Below are 17,356 nucleotides of genomic sequence, written 5' to 3' on the forward strand. Positions count from 1 at the left end.
TGTAGTTACTTTACACCTTCATCGCAGGCCTCTCAACGGGGAATCCGCTTTTCAGCCAGGCAACAGTCCCGCCCGTGAGGTTCTTCACGTTCGTGTAGCCGAGTTGCTGCAGCAAATGCGCGGCTTCCATTGAGCGACTGCCGGTTGCGCAAATGCTCACAATCTCTGTTGACTTATCCTGCGGTAGCTCGGCAGTACGATGTTTCAACTCCCGCACGGAGATATTCTGCACGCCCTCGATTGCTCCCATCGACATCAATTCAAATGGTTCACGGACATCGAGCAGATGGAGGTTGTTCTTCTCATTCATCAACTTCATCAGCTCCTGGGGCGTTATGTTTTTGAATGAATCCGTTGGCTGCGGAACACGCTGCACGCCGCATTGCAGCGTCATCTTGCCGCCTGTTGCAGAAGCTTCCGCAAGAGGGGGGAAGAAATCTTCAACGAATTGCATGTACTCCGCTTTTGTGCGGCGTTCGAGGAAAGGATTTGTACGCTTTTCATCTCCGAGCAATGCGTACACATTCTCCTCATAGTCGTGCCCGGGATACATTTTTGTCGAGTCGGGGAGGGGAAGAATTTTGTTCATCAGGCTGTCGTATTGTTCCTCCATATTGCCGCCGGGCAAATCGCTTCGCCCCGCCTGGCCGATAAGCAACAAATCGCCCGTGAAAATACTGTCGCCGACGTGCATCGTAATGTGATTATCCGTATGTCCCGGCGTAAACAGGACTTTGATACTCATTGTTCCCGACGTGATCACATCGCCATCATTCACATACATATCAATCGGAATCTTGGCGTTCGCCCTGAGAATATCGCCGATGCCGAATTTGTCTCCCTGATCAATCACCTTCCACTTGTTTTTCGTATTCTCGTGCATCACGATTTTTGCGCCGAACAGTTTCTGCAATTCGCCGGCTCCCGTGACGTGATCGGCATGTGTGTGCGTGTCGAAGATATGCGTCAGCGTCACGTGCGCGTTCCGGATCATTGCAGAAATCGTCTCAACATCTTCAATGTTGGGATCTATGAGAACGGCATTCTTCCCCGTCTCATCAATCAGCAGATACGAGAGTGTTCCCGTTCCGTCCATTGAGCGGATCTGTTCAACCTTCATAGTCGGTGCCTCGAAGAGATGTGATAGCTGTGAAAGAACTGTTTCATTGCATAGAGTATAAAAAAAGAACGCATGTCGTTCAAGGGAAGAGTTCCGCGAGAACTGAAAAAATCGTACGGGCACAATCCGATTTTGCTTGCATCTCTTCGTGAAAGACATATTATAGTATCAGGGTTTCAAATCCACATTCAAGTGAAATGGCAAGAGTATTCCGACATACCGTTGTTCTGTGTGTAGCCGCGCTGTACTTTGTGGCAGCTACCGCTACGGCGGCGTTCTTGACCGGTTTGGTCAATGATGCACCGGTACATCAGGTTGTTGGCAAGAGCCAGAATCAGTGCGGGAATGTGTCGGGGGCGCTGCTTGTCCAAGTGGCGAAAATCCCGGTTTCAAAGCAAGTTTCGCTTCCTCCGGGAATTCTGGTTGCTGCAGGCTCGGCTGCCGGAGTTCCTGTGGTGTTGCAGCAGTACGCCCGCGAATCGTCAATACTCTTCTCGCCGGTTGATCTCTCGCCAAAATCAAGCCGGGCACCTCCCGCTCATCTGATCTGATCAGATGTCTGTGGCCGCGGTCCGCGGCATGCAGACAAATTGATTCTACCAATCGTTCCTTGTAGTTGTTTACAAGCAGTCAGTTGGCAATACTTGCCGGCTCGACTGTTGATCATTCTTTTCAAGAAGAGAGGGAGGAAGAAATGACAGAAGCATTGCTTGATATGCGCGTGCCTGCTGCAAGCCATATCGACAGGTTGTTCCGGTATTTCGAGAACACCTACAGGATTGACTCGCATGTACAAGAGAAACTCCGGGAATCGCCGCGCGTGGAGGCGCTCGACAGGATCATGGCGTTCCGCGCAGACCCGTGGTACGGTGAACTGCGGGCCGCGCTCGACAGAATTGAGAGGGGATGTTACGGCATGTGTACTGTGTGCAGAATGTCCATTTGTACGGAGAAACTGCGCCGCTCGCCGACGGCCCGGATTTGTGATGCGTGTGCAGGGAAATACGGGCTCGAAGCTTTTGATGTATGAATAACAAATCGAGGAGGGACGAACGATGCGCTACACAACTTCCATTCAATGCAAACGATGCGGCTCCGCCATGATCGTGATGAAGCGAAGGGGAAGCAGCGGCGAGCAATACATATGTCCGCAATGCGCGGGACATCAACGCTGCCCGCAATCACGCGGCAGGGAGGAGCCGTTGACGGAATATCATGCTACCTATAACAGAACACACTATGGCAGAGATCATACTGCCTGAAAGGAGGCACAATACCATGAGAGCAACAACAAGACAGCAGATGAAATCGGCCCTGCAGAATTTTCCCGTCCGCAAGCGCAGAGCTGCGACGCCCGCCTCAGGTTATACAAAGGCCGAGCTGGAAGAATTCAAGCTTGCGATGGAAGAAATGGCTTCGCAGATCCGGCAGGATATCAGGGCGTACAATCGCATTCTTGACACCAATACGCAGAGCAGAGAGGAACAGAGTCAGGCGGCGTATTTCCTCAATCGCCAGACTGAACTGCTGCGTCATATTGAATCGGCGATGACGCGCATCCGGATGGGTGTGTTCGGCACGTGTGTCGGATGCGGCGAGAAGATCGAAAAGGAACGATTGCTTGCGGTTCCCCACACTCAACTGTGTGTCGATTGCAAGAATCGCGGCAGGTCAGCACGAAGAATTACCGCAATGAGTACTGCCCAGTAATTGAAGTCCAAGCCGGCCGGCGGGTGAAACGCCCGAAGGTGAGATCGCGCGGCGCTTGGTGTCCCCGCCGGCTGCACCATTATTCCACCCTCTTGATCACAACAAGAGTCCTGTCATCATTGTACTTGCCTTTTGCGCTGAAGCGTGCTACATCGTCGAGGAGGCCAAGGGCGATTTCCTTTGCTGTTTTCCTTCTCAACGAGGCGAGGCGCCTCATGAGCCTCTTCTCGGAATACTCCTTTCGTAACGGACTCATCGCTTCGGTGACGCCGTCAGTTGAAAGGAGGAGAGTATCGTCTTTTCCAATCAGCACGCTTTCACGCCGGAATTTCTGATCGGCGAACGGCCCGACGATCGTTCCTGTGGGATTGAGAACCTCAACGTTGCCCGATTTGCCGCGGCACAACAGGGGACGCGTGTGACCCGCATTGACGTACACACAAAGTCCCTGTGAGTCGTCAGTTAGTTCGGCAAGAACGAGCGTGAGGAAGCTCTCGTCGGGGAATGCCTGATGAACAAGCGTATTCAGATTCCGGACGAGTGTGCTGACTTTGATGTTATGCATCGCCCCCATCCGCAAGGCGCCGGACGCATACAGTGCCTGAACAGCCGCGGGGATTCCCTTCGTGGCGGCATCGCCGATAACAATATCAACCCGATCCTTTTCGGGACTGATCACGTAGTCGAAGAAATCACCGCCGACGCTTCTGTCGGGCAGCGATACGCCGTAGATGTCATAATGGTGGAAATGCAATTCCGGTTCGGGAAGAATGCTCTGCTGAATCATCCGCGCTTTCTCCAGCTCTTTTTCGAGCGTGGTGGATTTCAGCTCGTGCCGGCGGCTGCGCAACATTCTGCTCACCGTCATGCTGATGATGTCGAGTGCGGGTGCCTCCTCCTCGTGTGTGAGATTGGTGTTGAAGGTGAGGATGTACTCGTACAATCGCATTCCTTCTGCATGCACTTTCTCGCCGACACCTGTCGCCGAGTATGTGAGTATGCCGCGACGGCGCAGGTAGTCGTTCGTTTCGTCGGAGACGATTGTTCTTTCCTCGGCGAGCTTCAGGAATGGGGGATACTCGGCAACTGTCAATACGAAGCCTTTTCGAATCCGCTTCAACGAACCGAGCTGCGAAACGAGGCGGTATGCAGCGGACGAAGATTCCAATCTCCAGAGCCGCCCTCCGAGAATATCGATGCCTTTGTGTTTGATGATCTGATGAAGAACGTGCGTGAGAAACTGTTCGGGATGTTCGAACTTCTCCGTGTCAAAACTCTCGATCGTCTTTTGAAGCTGGCGATGGTCCATTCTTTACCGTTCAGGACGTGATGTAAAAAGGAAAGTCTCCGTATCAAGGTAGGAAAAATACGGAAGCCGGGCAAAGCATGCCGGCCACTGTGATTTCTTGCTTTCCCTTTCCCTTTCCCGTAACTTTGTTCCAACAACAAAGGACATCGGATATGGCATTCTGGCTTCTCAAGACCGAACCGTCAACATACTCCTACGCTGATTTGGAGAGGGATGTGAAGACGACGTGGGACGGTGTGAGCAACAATCTTGCATTGAAGCATATTCGTTCGATGAAAAAAGGCGATCTTGCCTTCATCTATCATTCGGGTGGCGAAAAGGCTGTTGTTGGAATTGCCGAGATCGTTTCGAATCCGTACCCCGATCCGAAGCAACAGGACGGGAAGCTTGCAGTTGTTGACCTCAAACCGAAAGGGAAGTTGAACACTCCTGTCACGCTTGCCGCAGTGAAAGCGCGGAAGGAGTTCGCACAATTCGAGCTTGTGCGCATGTCACGGCTCTCCGTCATGCCCGTTCCTGCCGCGTTGTGGAAAAGCCTTCTCACAATGTCGAAATAACATTTCGATGGAAATTGTTTACGGCATTCTGAAGATTGCCTCTGTGTTCGCGCTGGTGTTCCTCAACGGCTTTTTCGTTGCCGCCGAGTTTGCCATTGTCAAAGTTCGCATGACCCAAATTGAACCTCTCATCAAGAGTGGTTTGAAGCGGGCCAGGCTTGCCCAGCAAGTTATTACGCATCTTGACGCATATCTCTCCGCGACGCAACTCGGCATTACACTGACAAGCCTCGGACTCGGGTGGCTCGGCGAACCGTTCGTTGCCCACATGCTTCAGCCGTTGTTTGTGCTCGCCGGCATCACGAACCCGACAGCGGTCGCGGCGGTGTCCTTCGGCGTTGCGTTTAGCATCATCACGTTCCTCCATATCGTTCTCGGCGAGTTGGCGCCGAAATCGCTCGCTATTCAGCGGGCGCAGAAGGTAACATTGGGAGTTGCCGCGCCGCTTCACCTGTTCTTTGTCGTTTTCAAACCGGCAATCTGGCTTCTTAACGGAACCGCAAACTACTTTCTGCGGGCAGTCGGCATCGAGCCCGTCGGCGAAAGCGATTTGGCGCATTCGGAAGAAGAGTTGCGCATTCTGCTCAGTCAAGGGAAGACGATTTCAACGACAAGCCGGAGCATTCTTCTTCGCGCAATGGAACTGCGTGACCGGACGGTCCGTGAGGTGATGGTACCCCGAACGCAAATCGTCTATCTCTCAACAGACAAATCGCCCGACGAGAGCTTGAAGATCGCCCTCGAAAGTCAATTCACACGCTACCCGCTGTGTGAGAACGACCTTGATAATGTTCTGGGGATGATCCACCTGAAAGATCTGTTCAGGATGAAGGCACAGCAGGTCGGGCCTTCCGTACCCGGCGGGCGCGGGGCGCAACTGTTGAGTATCAAGCGTGAGCTGTTGTTCGTTCCCGAAACCACTCCGCTCGAAAAAATGCTGAATACCTTCCTGACAAAAAGAGTGTTGATGGCAATCGTCGTGGATGAGTACGGCGGCACAGCGGGATTGATTACGCTGGAGAATGTGTTAGAAGAACTTGTCGGAGAAATCCGTGACGAGTTCGACGTTGAGCCGCTGATGGTGCAAAAAGTGAACGAAGGAGAATATACAATCGACGGCACGATGCCGCTTCATGATTTTGCACGCATGTTCGAAGTCGTGCCCGATACCAAGGATGTCGTGACGGTGAGCGGATATGTCGTTCATCTGCTCGGCCGTGTTCCCGAAAAGGGGGCAACACTGCGGATCGATCAGTGGAACGGAACTATCGAGAGCGTTGACAAGAAGAAAGTTAAGCAACTCCGCATTCGCAAAGCGTAGACCCCGCAAACTCTATGAACTCTACAAACTCTACAAACTCTACGAACTCTACGAACTCGGAACTCTTTCGGGTCACACTCTTCTTCCTTCTCACCTTTCTCGTCGTTCCCCCACTTGCCGCGCAATACTACGAGCGCTCACCGGCGGGAAGTTCAAATCGCTTTGTGCATTTAGGCTACCTGCAGCGAACGTTCGAGCCACGTTACTCGAATACATCGCCCGATTCCCTCATCATCAACTACCGCCGAGTCATGCCGACAATCGGATTCCGGGAGGGGATGGTTGACGTGACGTTCGGCTATACGCGCTTCACACTTCGCGGGGTTGATAAAACGGCAGTGCACGCCGCCATAACAGTCGGCAATGAATTCCCCCTGACCTTCTCGCCGACGCACGGAGTGTTTCTCCCCCTCATGATCTCAACAGATTACACACGCAGCGACAACACCGGCACCGACAAGGAGAATTTCAACATCGGCAGTTTAGGTATCGGGGCGGGATTGAAGTACAGGTTCCGTCAGCCGCGGTTTGAGTTCTCCATTCACGCAACCGAAGCGGTACACTGGAGCTTTGAAGGCTTCAACACCGGAACGGGATTCTCAGCCGCGACAACCGGTGAAGTATTGTTTGTGTTCCGCAATGCCGTTCTGTTCGAGGGCATCACACTCGGCTATCGTTTTCGCTATCAAACGTGGAACATGAACAACGCGGCATTCGACTACAAGGCGCTATCCCACGGTGCATTTCTGGGCGTGATGTTTTGAGTACTATCTCCTGCTGATTCCGCGGCTGTGGGGGAACCCATCCTCTTGCTTCTTGTTACCAATTACTATCAGCTCAGAAACAACTCAGAGTTGAAGAATCACTTTTTCGTTTCTTCCCATAGCTCTTTTGGCTTGCTCATGTCCCTCAGCCCCCTCTCCACATCCCGCCCCGTTACCGTGCCGTTCGTTTTCTCCACGTCCCCGCCGAAGTATTGACATTCTCCGCCCGGATGCGTTTCTTGTCGGCATCCTGATTCCCTTCTCTTCATTTGGTTGAGGGCCTATGCCGCGACGACGAACACTCCTTCTGTGGACTTTCAGCATTCCCCTGATTGGACTCATTGCGTATCTCGCCACACGATCAGCAGATACATCTCCTCCCGAACGCGCCAACGCGGTGAGTGAAGTTGATGGCGATGTCCGGTTTCCCGTCACGGTTGCTGTAGCGGAGCGGGGAGTGCTTGCAAAGAGCATTGGCGCCAATGGCATACTGCGCGCACGGCGCGAGGTGGAATTGCTTGCGCGTGTTGGCGGTGATGTTGTTGGCGTGTATGCACAGAACGGCAAGCACGTCGGCAAAGGTGATCTGTTAGTGAAGTTGGATGATCGCGAGTCCCGTCTTGCGTATGAGAAGGCCTCGACAGCGCTGCTTGCCGCGCAGATTGAGTACCGGGCACTCAGCACGTCCGAGTTTCTTGCCGGACCCGATTCGGCGCGTGTGCAGGAGGAGCTTACCCGCGTGCGTCAGCGGCTTGCGGATGCGGAGAGCGCCTACCGGACAAAGAAGATAGACGAGGCTGCACTGGCGCGAGCACGGCGCGAATACGAAGCCGCGAACGCCTATCTGCTCGTTGACCGCGGCGACATTATTGCCAACAAAAGCGGACTCGCGGCGACGCAGGAAGCCTACACCCGCGCAAAGTTGGATTTGGAGGCAACCGAACTCCGTGCCCCGTTTGCAGGTTACGTCGGCAATCTCGACCTCACCGTTGGCAAGCGCGTACAGGCGGGGACAGCAATCTGCAATGTCGTTGACCTCTCGACTCTGCTTGTGGATGTTGATGTGATTGAGAGCGAAGCGCCGCGTGTGCAGCCGGGACAACGCGCCGAGCTGACCGTTGCCGCGCTGCCGGGCAAAACCTTCACGGGCAAAGTCATAACCCGCAACCCGATGATTGATCCCAAAACCAAAACTCTTAAAGTAACGATTGAACTGACCAACCTTCCCACCTCCAACTCGCTGATGCCGGGGATGTACGCAACAGTGAGAATCCAAACCGAAATCTTTGCCAGCCGACTGCTTGTACCGAAGGCTGCGCTGCTTGTGCGCGACCAGCGCACGCTCGTGTTTGTGGCACAGCAAGGACTTGCCAAGTGGCACTACGTTGATGTTGAAGATGAGAATGAACGCTACATTGCCATCCGCTCAGGTATCGAGACGGGCGACACGGTGATTGTGGACGGACACTACACACTGGCGCATGATGCAAGGATACGCGTAACAAAATAGACCTTGAAACATTAAGTCCCCTCTGCGGGAGGGTATGTGCGCGAGGGAGAGGGGTGTCCGAACGCAGTGAGGACGGGGTGTGAAAAAGACAACGACTCCGATAACCACGGTCGACATATTTCAAACACTTTTCTTGTCCCTAACTTGGAGGTATATCCCATGTCAATAGACACCTCACTACTCAAAACCTGGATACGCGAAAACCCGGAGAAGGCGTGCAGCGCAAAGGTTGTGGCGGCACATCATGGGTTGCTCATTGATTCCGCGCGAAAGGAATTTCATCGAAAGGAGAGGATGACACTCGGGCAATTTGTTTCCGATGTGCGACTGGAGTTTGTACAGCAGCAGCTTCAGACAACAGAGAAGGCCTGTTTTGAGATTGCGAGTGAACTTCGATTGCGAGATGATGTTCTTGCTCGCTGGTTTAAGCAACGGACCGGTATGACGATGGAAGAATTCCGACGCAAGAATGGGAAAACCCAAAGCCAACGGGGGGGGGTAAACCTAAGCGACGATAACGTCATGTCCGAAATTGCAAACCATTATTGCAAACCGAAATTGCAAAGAGAATTTGCTTGACGATCAGATAGGGAGACACTGTATTCATCTCCGAATTCACATTATCCACTTCTTCAAAAAACGTTGGAGGCATCATGAAAAGAGCATTGTATTCACTCTCGGTGGTGGTTGTGCTTGCTCTCGAGATTGTTTTCTTCACTCAGCAAGCGAAAGCGGCATGTGCCAGTGCAGATTGCGGTGGTGGAGCATCGGTGCAATGTTGTGGCTACACTTGCACGTCAGGTCCCAGTTCGTGTCAATGTGTAGGGCCAAACGGAGAACCTCAATCGTCTGGTGCTTGCGCCGGATCATGACCGCAACAAGTGTGACTCGTAATCTGTTCATCGTTGCATTGTGTCATTCGGTGGTGGTGCTTCCGCACTACGCACAGGAAGCACCACTGGATGTAACGCAGGAACTGCAACTTGTCCAAGAAATAGAAGCTCCGCCGAATGCACCCAACCACCTATGGGCATGGGTACAATCAATGGGTCTAGACGAGAGCGAAACAAGATTGGTGTTATTTGACAGTCGCATGACGCGCATCAGTGTCCTCGACCTACGTAACTTTGAGCTTTTAGCGACGTGGGGCAAACAGGGGAGAGGGCCGGGAGAGCTTGCAAACTATTCTGCTTGGGTGACCATGAAGAAAGGGAAAGTTGTGTTCTGCCAAGACTTCAAGGTTTCCTATTTTTCTGTAGACGGAAGATTCTTGGACAAGGATGTTCCCTTGCTGGGACGTGCCGGTTGGTACTCACTTTCCACGCATCAATCTGTAGGGGTCGATAGCAGTGGAAGTCTTTACTATCTTGCCGGTCAAAATGCGGCCAATTGGGAAATCCGTTGCAGAGCAATTGATGGGCATGACCGAGTCGTCTTTTCGCGAACCGCTGCACGCCTGTTTCAAATACCGGACAAGGGCGGTATCTCGTTTGGAACACATCCTGATGGGTCCTGTGTGGTTTCATTCGGTCACAAGCCACTCCTGATAAAGTTCGATACGCACGGAAACGTCGAATGGGTTCGCGAGTTCCTTAAGGATCTCTCTTCCGGAGTGGCAAACCAGATAATGGATCAATATGAAAAGATCATAAAGAAGAACTTGCCCTATCCGTGGTCGGCATTTTGGTTGGACAGCACTTACACGGTGCTTACGCTACCATTAGATTGGACAAAGGAACGTATCGGCAAACCTAGTATCCTATATTTCTTTTTTAACAGTAAGACAGGAAGGCTTATGAAAGTGTCCTATCCGAGTCAAAACGTGGTGGAGCGCCCAAGCAAGGGAGAAAACGATGTTGGGACACATACGCTGTACGCGCCATGGGCAGTAGCCCATTCGCGCGGATACCTCTACGCCTTTTGCTACAACAACTCACGTCTGGTGAAGTACAAGTTACTGTGGAGCGAACCCAAATAAAGTTCAAGGCATGAAACGCTTTTTGAAATCAGCCTGCTTCTTCTCTTGCTGGGGAATGGCATTTTCTTGTACATGACGTGGAGGAGTCAACGGACCCCATCTGTGCAGCCATCCGGTACGAGCGACATTCCTACATATGAAAAGGAACTTACTGCAACAGTGTTATCCTTAGCCAAACGTCCATTGACAATTGAGATCCTAGTTCGGAAGGATCACTGTGGCAGTTGCGTTGAGCAAGCCTTGATGTATTGCCTGATGCTCGCGGGTCGGGTTCCCATTGTCGTAGCGTATTATTCACCGTCGCCATCACAGCGAGAGGGTGAGAGATTTGCGCAACAGTTTGGTATTCCTGAGAGTTTGGTTGTTCGCCATCTGACAATTTCCCCAACAGATTCACTGCTGTGGTCCGGGAACGGACCTACGGCGGTAGTGAGAGATACGCAGAACGGGACTCGCTATTTGATACATGTCAGCACCTCATCAGATCGTGCTCGAACAGAGACGTTCTACAAAACGCTGCTTCATGCAATAAGCATTCGGAGTCCTCAACAATAGCAGTTGACCCCCGCGCTGTCGAGCAGCCACTTTTTACTTTGCATCCGCAATCCATCAAGTGATATTCACCCCCCTTTTTCGTTTCTTCCCGTATCATCCTTGGCTTGTTCATGTCCCTAAGTTCGCTCTCCACATCCCGCCCCGTTACCGTACTGATGTTCTACATCGGCGTGGTGATGCTTGGTGCGATTGCGTTCTTCCTGTCCTAGGTTTGCGTCTACCGCGAATACGGTATTGACAATCCGTTGTCTTTTCCGCAACTTGACGGCGTGAAACGTTCGCCTCCCAAACGCGTCGGCAATCCATGGTACAACGACGCACACTCATTCTTCTTGCCTCCGGTACCAACCTTCCCACCTCCAACTCGCTGATGCCCGGGATGTATGCAACAGTGAGAATCCAAACCGAAATCTTTGCCAACCGCCTGCTTGTGCCGAAGGCAGCGCTGCTTGTGCGCGACCAACGGACACTCGTATTCACAGCGCAGCAGGGCCTTGCCAAGTGGCACTATGTTGATGTCGAAGATGAGAACGAACGCTTCATTGCCATCCGCTCGGGCATCACACCGGGCGACACGGTGATTGTTGACGGGCACTACACATTAGCACATGATGCGAGGATACGCGTAACACCATAGTCTGAAATAATTCCCACGAGACGTGGACGAGAAGTCCCATCTTTTCAGGCGAGAGCGCCGAGATTGTTTCCGATACGAAACTGTTCATCAATGAATGCGAGTTTTCGTCCACGTCTCTAGCTGGAGGTATATCCCATGTCAATAGACACCTCACTACTCAAAACCTGGATACGCGAAAACCCGGAGAAGGCGCCGAGCGCGAAGATTGTGGCAGTTCATCACGGATTCCCGATTGATTCCGTCCGCAAGGAATTTCATCGAAAGGAAGGAATGACGCTCGGGCGATTCATCGCTGACACTCGATTGGAGTTTGTGCAGAAAGTGCTGCTTACGACAGAGAAGACCTGTTTCGAGATTGCGAGTGAACTTCAATTGCGTGAAGATGTTCTCGCCCGGTGGTACAAGCAACGGACCGGGATAACGATGGAGGGATTTCGGCGCAAGAATGGGACAACCCAAACCCAACGGGGGGGGGTAAACCCAAGCGACGATAACGTCATGTCCGAAATTGCAAACCATTATTGCAAACCGAAATTGCAAAGAGAATTTGCTTGACTTCGCTCTTCGAGGAGACTATCTTTAGCGCGCAAGCCATCAGTCAACAACCACATAGACTCTTCACAGGAGGCAAAGATGAAAAAGACCAATCGAATACTACTGCTCACCTTTCTGCTTGCAATGGCTGCGGAAGTGTTTTTCATTACCACCGCGCATAAGGTCGAGGCACAACCTGAAATGAACGGCCATATGCGAAACTGCGTTATTCTCGACTCTCTGTTTTATGCGTGCGCCAAACCCGGCAACGAATGTCTCTCCGGGGTTACTTGTGACGGTCAAGTTGGTGACTAAGAATGCACAAAACACTCCTTGCCCTTAAGTATTTATTTTGCCTCTGCTTGGCCTACGGATGTTCGCAAGAGGCGAAAACTCCGCATCCGCCACTTGAGAGGGGCGTAGAGGAGCGTATTAAGAGTGCGAACGGGTTTGAGGATCTTTTCGAAGTTGTATCAACTTTGGAATTATCAACGCCAGCCGGCATGGTGGTGGGGTTTGTTGACGTGATGGCTGAGGATTCTCACGGGCGACTGTACCTTCGAGATCGAACTGCGCGGCTTGTGTACCTGTTTGATGAGAACGGTAGGTTCGTGAAGCAAGTAGGAGGCCGCGGGAAAGGAGAAGGGGAGTATGAAAGCACGGGGGCTCTCCTCTTCGATGACGAAAGCAAAACACTCTACCACTATGACAACTCTCTGTTGAGAATGACAACATTCGATGAGGGGGGTGCTTTTCTGCGGTCATTCAGCACGAAATTGGATCTCGTCACGCACATCTACGTAGCACGTGGCTCGCTGAACCTCTTTCGTCCATCGACTTGGCTTGATCACACGATATACCTCGTTGACGCCAACGGAACAGTAGTTACGGCCTTTGGGGAAACGGGTCTGAAGAAGGAAGAGAAACGGGAGGCAGTCGGCGGAGCATGGGCTGCTCATGATGCCGGTTTTTTCTATGGGCTCGCGTGGGGTAACACCATCCACGACTATTCGTATTCGGGAGAACGAATCAACAGTTTCACCATTGACAATCCACTGCGAAAAGAAGTTGCCTATCTTCCTAACGGGACCGTTGACGTGCTCAGTTCGTGGCCGATTACGGGTGTGTTTGTTGTACGCAATCAACTTCTTATTACCCAGTTCACCATCTTTGGAAAGCCCGGCGAGCAAGCAAAGGCGATGCTCGACGTGTACGACCTGAGCGGTCACCTCATCAAAGGCGGGTTTGTTTCTGATCAATTACTCAGACGTGCGAACACGCGCGGCGATTTCCTCTCGATCACATATCCCCCTCTCTCCCCGCAAGACCAGCTGAAAAATCCAACCATTGTCAGAAGAAAATTCAAACTGCTGTGAGTGGGAGAGTGTTCTGTATGCTTCTCGTAGCACTTCCCACGGTGGGAGGCTTTCTCTTGTTTGTTATTCTTCTGCAGGATCGCTCTGCGCACAGGGCAACTATTGCACAGTATGCTTCGGAACGGGAATCCCGCGTGTACAGGTATGGTCAATTGGGGCTCCTCATTCCGGACACGTTGGGCAAGAGCGTCAGCGGTGACATTATCGATCGCACATTTTTCTCTCAAAGGAGGGCGACACTCATTGCCTTTGTCAGTGAATACGCATGCAAGCCATGTGTTGAACATGAAATTGCTTGGTGGGATTCACTCCGTGTGAGGTACGGTAACAGGTTCGGTATTGTTGTCGTGGCGGACTACCCCGAACGTGTAAGGATACTGCGACTTGCGAAGGAATACAAACTTGACTATCCGATTGTTCACCAGCAAATCGAGTTTGCCTTTGAGCACTTTGGTGTGACTGTTACACCGCGGACATTCTTGGTCAGTGATCGGGGCAGAGTCCTTCTGCAGCATTGGACCCGTCCGGACGATCTTGCCGATATAGACTCATTCTATGCAATTGTGGAATCATATCTGATGTAAGTCCCGGCCTATCAAGATTCTATTCAAGCCATCGGAAAGGGGGCAGACTTTCTTGCCGAGCTTCACCACAGCGTCCTCTCCTCCCACCGTGAGCGAGGGGCAAGACGCATGAGTGACATTCACCCCCCTTTTTCGTTTCTTCCCGTAGTGCTCTTGACTGGCTCATGTCCCTAAGCTCCCTCTCCATATCCCGCCCCGTTACCGTGCTGATGTTCTACATCGGCGTGGTGATGCTTGGCGTTATTGCGTTCTTCAATCTCAGCGTTGATTTTCTTCCCCCCATCAAAATTCCGAAGCTCACCGTCCAGACGTCGTATCCCAACACGTCGCCGGAAGAAGTGGAGCGGCGGGTGACGCAACCGGTGGAGGCGGCGCTCGCAACAGTCGTCGGCGCAAAACGGATTTCCTCCATCTCACGCGATGCGCAATCCGTGGTAACGGTGGAATTCTATTGGGGCACGGATATGGACTTTGCCCTGCTGGAAGTCCGTGAGAAGTTGGATCAAATGCGTGGCATGCTGCCGCGCGAAGCAGGCCGCCCGACAATCCTCCGCATTAATCCCTCGACAGAACCGGTGATGACGATAGCGTTGTCTGCGGCTTCTTCCTCAGGCGACCTCACCACCGTGTCCGCCGGAGGGGGACGGGGCGAGGGCGGATACACTGGACGCAGCGGTCGTGACTGGAGTCCCGACCAACAGTCGGGTTTGATGGAACTGAAAGAGACGGCGCGGGCGCTGGTCAAGAAGAGAATAGAACAGATTGACGGCGTTGCGCAAGTGAGCGTGTTGGGCGGAGTGGAGCGGGAGATTCACGTTGTTACAGACGGACAGAAGTTGGAGGCGCTTGGCCTCTCGCTCGACCAGATGTCGCAAGCGCTCGCACAATCCAATGTGAGTCTCCCCGGCGGCTCAATCAAGAAGGGGCTATTCCGCTATCCGCTCAGAACCCTCGGCGAGTTCAAGTCGCCGGATGACATTCGTTCCGTTGTTGTGCATACGACGCCGTCGGGACGGCTCGTGCGTGTGTCCGACGTTGCTGTTGTGCGTGATACGATTAAGGAACGGACAGGAATCACGCGCTACAACGGCAGCGAGGTGATTGCCCTGCACATCCGCAAAGAATCAGGTACAAACACGATTGAAGTCTCAGGACGGATTCACGAAGTGCTGAATCAACTCCGCGGCGAGTATCCGTCACTGCACCTCAGCGTCATCGCCGATCAGGGGGAGTTCATTGGGCAATCCATCGCCGATGTACAGCAGGCGATTGCCATCGGGGCGGTGTTAGCGTTTGTTGTGCTCTTCCTCTTCCTGCGGCGTGCGCGCTATCCGCTCATCATCGGGGTCACGATCCCCGTCTCGCTACTCGCTACATGCATCGTGATGTACTTTCTCAACATCAATCTCAACATCATCTCACTCACCGGACTTGCGCTCGGCATCGGCATGTTGGGGGATAATGCGATTATTATGATCGAGAACGTGACACGCTTGCGCGAGAAGGGAATGCTGTTGCTGGACGCCGTGTTGGAAGGCTCGAAAGAAATCAATCTTGCTGTCACCGCCTCAACGCTCACGAACGTCGCGATCTTCCTCCCGATCATATTTGTCGAAGGCGTGGCATCGCAACTCTTCGTTGATATGGGAGTGACGATGTCCGTGTCGCTGCTTGTCTCGCTGTTCGTTGCCGTGACCCTCGTGCCGATGCTGCTTTCGCGTGAAAAGTCAGATACTACCAAACGCAGCAGCGGCGGGATGTTAGAACGTCTCGTCCTGTGGGTGAAGGAGACGAGTGAAGCGGCGTTGGACAAGTATCTCGTGTGGGCGCTTGCACATCGCGGGAGAGTGGTTGCGGCGACTGTCGCGCTGTTTGCGGCAGCAGTTACCGTTGCGTTCTTCATCCGCAGCGAACCTGCACCCGATATTGATCAGAGCCGGTTCACGATTCAGATGACGTTCCCGAAAGGCGCGACGCTCGAAGCTGTCTCGAACAGCGTGGCAGAGATGGAACGGCGGCTGCTTCATCTTGACGGCGTAGCGGGAGTGTATTCTGCCATGGGCATTACGGATGAGACGAGCATCTGGCGTGTTGAGGACGCGGCGCTTGAACGGGCGACGATGGAGGTACGGGTGAAGCAGGCGGCGTTGACGGCGCGTGTGTTGGAGGACGGGCGCAATGTGGTGGCCGCGCTGCAACAGGGCACATCGGGTGTGGAGTTTGCCATCCGCTCGCGCGGCACGACCTTCGAGCAAATCCTCCGCCCCGAAGTGAACGACCTGAGAATCCGTGTCACCGGCAAAGACCCCGCAGTTGTGGCGCAGATTGCCGGACGCTTCGCCCGGCAACTCCACTCCGTACAAGGAGTTACCGGTATCCGGACGTCACTGCAGCTCGGCACGCCGGAGTATAGAATTGAAATTGACCGAGACGAAGCGAAGCTGCACGGACTGAGTGTGCAAAGCATCGCGGCATTCATCAGGCAACAGGTGCAGGGCGCGGAGGCAACGGCGCTCAACGAGTTCGACAGGAAGGTGACGATCCGTGTCCGCAATACGCATGTAAACAACCTCGATGCAATGCTTGATGCGATGATTGGCGGCGCGCCGCTGCGCAACTTCGTGCGTTGGCAAGAAGCAACAAGTGAAGGCGAAATCTGGCGCGAGAACCAGCAGCGTGCGCAGGTGATTCTCGCTAATGTGCATGAGCGTTCATTGGGGAGTGTTGTTGATGAGCTTGAACGAAACGCCAAGGCATTTACAATGTCTGCCGGTTATGCCATCAGTATCGGCGGAGAGAATGAAGAGATACGCGAGTCGTTCCGCAGTCTGCTGATCATCATTCTGCTTTCCCTCTTTCTGGTGTACATGATTCTTGCGGCGCAGTATGAGTCGGTGCTCTATCCGTTTGTCATTTTGCTGACGAGTCCGTTGGCGTTCATCGGCGCCATCGGTGCAATGGCGCTGACGGGACAGGCGTACAACGTCATGTCGCTGATCGGCCTCGTCATCATGATTGGCGCGGTGGATAATGATGCAGTGATTGTGGTGGATGTGATCACGGCGTTGCGGCGCGCAGGAGTTCCACTCCACGAAGCAATCCGTGAGGGAATGAAGCAACGCCTCCGCCCGATTTTGATGACAACGGCGACGACCGTGTTGGGCATTATTCCGTTGTTCTTCGAGTTCGGCACCGGTTCCGAGCTTGTGCGGGCGCTGACCGTGCCGATTGTGGGGGGATTGGTCGCGTCAACAGTTTTTACCGTTGTCGCGATTCCGATTGTGTACACGTTGATTGATAACCAAGCCTCGTAGGGAGAGATTCTTCTGGCTGATGGTATTGAACTCCTACGCCGTTCGAGAATCGGTTTTGAATTTCATGGGCTACAAACTTGTTGCTCC

General features: G+C 53.1%; 18 protein-coding genes. 16 read left to right on the forward strand and 2 right to left on the reverse strand.

The window, feature by feature from the left end:
* Window positions 1-10: 10 nt before the first annotated feature.
* A complete protein-coding gene (locus tag KF749_05060; GenBank protein ID MBX2990525.1) occupies window positions 11-1,120 on the reverse strand; it encodes an MBL fold metallo-hydrolase in 1,110 nt (369 codons plus the stop codon).
* 197 nt (window positions 1,121-1,317) lie between these two features.
* Between KF749_05060 and KF749_05065 the strand changes: the two genes are divergently transcribed.
* From KF749_05065 to KF749_05080, 4 genes are all read left to right on the forward strand, one after another.
* Window positions 1,318-1,671, forward strand: a complete 354-nt coding sequence (locus KF749_05065) for a hypothetical protein (GenBank protein MBX2990526.1) — start codon at window positions 1,318-1,320, stop codon at window positions 1,669-1,671.
* A 143-nt stretch (window positions 1,672-1,814) separates the two neighbouring features.
* Window positions 1,815-2,150, forward strand: a complete 336-nt coding sequence (locus KF749_05070) for a hypothetical protein (GenBank protein MBX2990527.1) — start codon at window positions 1,815-1,817, stop codon at window positions 2,148-2,150.
* Window positions 2,151-2,175: 25 nt separating this feature from the next.
* The gene (locus KF749_05075; GenBank protein MBX2990528.1) at window positions 2,176-2,382 is read left to right on the forward strand and encodes a hypothetical protein; all 207 of its coding nucleotides are present in this window, start codon (window positions 2,176-2,178) and stop codon (window positions 2,380-2,382) included.
* Between the two features lie 16 nt (window positions 2,383-2,398).
* Window positions 2,399-2,830, forward strand: a complete 432-nt coding sequence (locus KF749_05080) for a TraR/DksA family transcriptional regulator (protein ID MBX2990529.1) — start codon at window positions 2,399-2,401, stop codon at window positions 2,828-2,830.
* Window positions 2,831-2,909: 79 nt separating this feature from the next.
* On the opposite strand, the gene KF749_05085 is transcribed toward KF749_05080, so the two are convergent.
* Complete coding sequence (locus tag KF749_05085) at window positions 2,910-4,139, reverse strand: serine/threonine-protein phosphatase (GenBank protein ID MBX2990530.1); 1,230 nt, start codon at window positions 4,137-4,139, stop codon at window positions 2,910-2,912.
* 152 nt (window positions 4,140-4,291) lie between these two features.
* Here KF749_05085 and KF749_05090 point away from each other — a divergent pair, with 152 nt between their 5' ends.
* The 12 genes from KF749_05090 (at window position 4,292) to KF749_05145 (ending at window position 17,269) form a co-directional block, all read left to right on the forward strand.
* Window positions 4,292-4,696 (forward strand): EVE domain-containing protein, encoded by a 405-nt coding sequence (locus KF749_05090; GenBank protein MBX2990531.1) that lies wholly within the window; start codon window positions 4,292-4,294, stop codon window positions 4,694-4,696.
* Between the two features lie 7 nt (window positions 4,697-4,703).
* The gene (locus tag KF749_05095; protein ID MBX2990532.1) at window positions 4,704-6,017 is read left to right on the forward strand and encodes an HlyC/CorC family transporter; all 1,314 of its coding nucleotides are present in this window, start codon (window positions 4,704-4,706) and stop codon (window positions 6,015-6,017) included.
* Between the two features lie 14 nt (window positions 6,018-6,031).
* Window positions 6,032-6,781 (forward strand): hypothetical protein, encoded by a 750-nt coding sequence (locus KF749_05100; protein MBX2990533.1) that lies wholly within the window; start codon window positions 6,032-6,034, stop codon window positions 6,779-6,781.
* 283 nt (window positions 6,782-7,064) lie between these two features.
* The gene (locus KF749_05105; protein ID MBX2990534.1) at window positions 7,065-8,291 is read left to right on the forward strand and encodes an efflux RND transporter periplasmic adaptor subunit; all 1,227 of its coding nucleotides are present in this window, start codon (window positions 7,065-7,067) and stop codon (window positions 8,289-8,291) included.
* A gap of 294 nt (window positions 8,292-8,585) precedes the next feature.
* Entirely contained in the window at window positions 8,586-8,870 is a 285-nt protein-coding gene (locus tag KF749_05110; GenBank protein MBX2990535.1) for a hypothetical protein, read from the forward strand.
* 304 nt (window positions 8,871-9,174) lie between these two features.
* Entirely contained in the window at window positions 9,175-10,269 is a 1,095-nt protein-coding gene (locus tag KF749_05115; protein ID MBX2990536.1) for a hypothetical protein, read from the forward strand.
* Window positions 10,270-11,128: 859 nt separating this feature from the next.
* Window positions 11,129-11,461 carry an efflux RND transporter periplasmic adaptor subunit gene (locus tag KF749_05120; protein ID MBX2990537.1) on the forward strand — a complete coding sequence of 111 codons (333 nt, stop codon included), beginning with the start codon at window positions 11,129-11,131 and terminating at the stop codon, window positions 11,459-11,461.
* A 135-nt stretch (window positions 11,462-11,596) separates the two neighbouring features.
* Complete coding sequence (locus tag KF749_05125) at window positions 11,597-12,016, forward strand: helix-turn-helix transcriptional regulator (GenBank protein ID MBX2990538.1); 420 nt, start codon at window positions 11,597-11,599, stop codon at window positions 12,014-12,016.
* A gap of 78 nt (window positions 12,017-12,094) precedes the next feature.
* Entirely contained in the window at window positions 12,095-12,310 is a 216-nt protein-coding gene (locus tag KF749_05130; GenBank protein ID MBX2990539.1) for a hypothetical protein, read from the forward strand.
* Window positions 12,311-12,312: 2 nt separating this feature from the next.
* A complete protein-coding gene (locus KF749_05135; GenBank protein ID MBX2990540.1) occupies window positions 12,313-13,371 on the forward strand; it encodes a 6-bladed beta-propeller in 1,059 nt (352 codons plus the stop codon).
* Between the two features lie 17 nt (window positions 13,372-13,388).
* Window positions 13,389-13,955, forward strand: a complete 567-nt coding sequence (locus tag KF749_05140) for a hypothetical protein (protein ID MBX2990541.1) — start codon at window positions 13,389-13,391, stop codon at window positions 13,953-13,955.
* A 164-nt stretch (window positions 13,956-14,119) separates the two neighbouring features.
* On the forward strand, window positions 14,120-17,269 hold the full coding sequence (locus tag KF749_05145) for an efflux RND transporter permease subunit (GenBank protein ID MBX2990542.1): 3,150 nt from the start codon (window positions 14,120-14,122) through the stop codon (window positions 17,267-17,269).
* Window positions 17,270-17,356: the final 87 nt, after the last annotated feature.

This window comes from Bacteroidota bacterium (assembly GCA_019637975.1).
Lineage (GTDB): Bacteria > Bacteroidota > Ignavibacteria > UBA10030 > UBA6906 > CAADGV01.